The following is a 1,973-nucleotide window of genomic DNA, read 5'->3' as shown; positions in this document are numbered from 1 at the left end:
TTATCTAAATTGTTTTATGATATTTGCCCTGACCATAACACTTTTATTTTGAACTAACTATAGCTCGGTATCTGTTGGACCGGGTGACACAGCGTTGACAGTGATTCCTCGCTCGCCAATCTCTTTGGCAAAGACTCGGGTCAGCTGCTCGACTGCGCCTTTGGTCGCACAATAAGTGCCATAAGTGGGCAACATCATGCGAGTGGTCGTGCTTGAGAGGTTCACGACACGACCACCGTTATTAAGTTTGGCTGCTGCCTCACGCAATGTGTTAAACGTGCCTTTGACGTTAACGGCAAAGGTACGATCAAAGTCTTCGTCGGTGGTCTCTGCGATAGGTTTATTAATCATCATACCTGCGCTATTGACCAAAATATCTGGTTTGCCAAATTCACTGACGGTGGTGTCAAACAGCGTAGCGACTTGCTGAGAGTCACTGACATCTGCTTGCACAGCGATGGCTTCACCGCCTGCTGATTTAATCTGGCTGACGATATCATTGGCTGCGGCGTCATCGTTTGCATAGTTAATAACGGTTTTGGCCCCTGATTCTGCTAGTAATATGGCTATCTGTGCGCCGATGCCTTTTGATGAACCGGTTACAATCGCGACTTTATTATTTAGTGTTGTCATCGATATTTTCTCCAATATTATAAATAGATATCAGTAAGCCTATATGGGGCTTTGACTGATGATTTTTAATTAACGATATAGACATTAGCAGTGTGCAAAGACAATGAGTAGAGCGGTTCTGTATTCTAAATTTAAGATAAGTTTATTAATTGTGTCTATTAAGATATATGGAATGAAAATAAAGATGTTCGTTGAAGATAAGCCTTCATGATTAAATGTTTTTCGGCAAGTTGATAGTTATACTCGTATAGTATTTATCAATAATGCAAAGTTTCAAGCACAGCTATAATATTTAAAGAGAGTTATCCGCTATTAGGTTTTTTATTTCAAGAATCGATAAAGTCTTATCTTTTTTTCTATGAACGACAGAGTGGCAATTCGCGCATAGAGGAATTAAATCAGTTTCGGGATCTATGTCTTTAGGTGTATCAAATTCTGATACAGGAATTATATGATGAACATGAATAAATCCTTCAGCATATTCCCCATAAAAATTTCCAAAGTTAAATCCGCAAGCAGCACAAGAGTTACCGTGAATGGCAATCGCTTGCTTTCTGTATTTAGGATTTCTTTCGTATTTAGTCACATAGCGTTTTGATTTTTCGCCTTCACTGAAAGATTCAAGTGAATCCTGAAAATCTCCTCCAGTTTTGTCTGAGATATAAGCCGTCTTTTGCTCTGAAACTTTGTTAGGAGTGGCTTTAGAGCTAATAAGATGATAAGTTTCTTCATCGATAGCTCGTACCCCATCGCGCCAATAATTAGATTTTCTCGAATCGGGAATTGTTTCTAGGTAATCGGAGTCGCTCTTTGCTAAAACTGCTTCTTCAAAGGGTATAAAGTCAGTAATGGTAGCAAAAAAGTCATTTTTACTACTTTCTTTGTCTGGGTAGGTTCTACCGATTTTAGCGATAGCGAAATAGTGAGGAGCATTAGATAGTCTATCTTTCGAGAAAGATTTATTTTTAAGGCTTCCCTTGTAGTAAATAACATGAGTGCCTGGCTCTAGATATTTGGTGGTGTGTCAGAAAGTATGCTGAAGAAATAAAGGAGGGTGACAGCCAAAGCAAGATGATATATTTGAGGTTATGAAGACACAAATAGATATCAGCTGCCCCGACTGTCACAGTCCCAGTTTTTCGATACACGGCATAAAAAGCTATGGCAAGCAGAACTACCAATGCAAGGACTGCAAACGTCAATTCATTGGTGACCATGCCTTAACTTATAAGGGCTGTCACTCTAAAATAGAAGACATCATACGGCTAATGACGGTTAGAGGTTGCGGCGTTAGAGACATAGCTATTATAGCCTCAGTCAGTATCGGTAAAGTATTGAGC

At 39.5% G+C, this 1,973-nt stretch carries 2 protein-coding genes and 1 pseudogene; 1 reads left to right on the top strand and 2 read right to left on the bottom strand.

Annotated elements, in window-relative coordinates; translation table 11 throughout:
• Nucleotides 1-57 precede the first annotated feature (57 nt).
• A complete protein-coding gene (locus EI164_RS15825) occupies nucleotides 58-633 on the bottom strand; it encodes an SDR family NAD(P)-dependent oxidoreductase (RefSeq protein ID WP_192520950.1) in 576 nt (191 codons plus the stop codon).
• Nucleotides 634-925: 292 nt separating this feature from the next.
• A complete protein-coding gene (locus tag EI164_RS15820; protein ID WP_192520948.1) occupies nucleotides 926-1,219 on the bottom strand; it encodes an HNH endonuclease in 294 nt (97 codons plus the stop codon).
• Nucleotides 1,220-1,721: 502 nt separating this feature from the next.
• Here EI164_RS15820 and EI164_RS15815 point away from each other — a divergent pair.
• Nucleotides 1,722-1,973 (top strand): annotated as a pseudogene (locus tag EI164_RS15815) (IS1 family transposase); the annotation flags it as partial.

This window comes from Psychrobacter sp. FME13, assembly GCF_014861395.1.
GTDB lineage: Bacteria > Pseudomonadota > Gammaproteobacteria > Pseudomonadales > Moraxellaceae > Psychrobacter.
The sequence above is the reverse complement of the archived record's forward strand: the minus strand, read 5'-3'. Positions and strand labels throughout refer to the sequence as shown.

Excerpts from the sequence above, each read along its gene's own strand:
- EI164_RS15825 (WP_192520950.1), bottom strand. The coding sequence starts at position 633 with ATGACAACACTAAATAATAAAGTCGCGATTGTAACCGGTTCATCAAAA.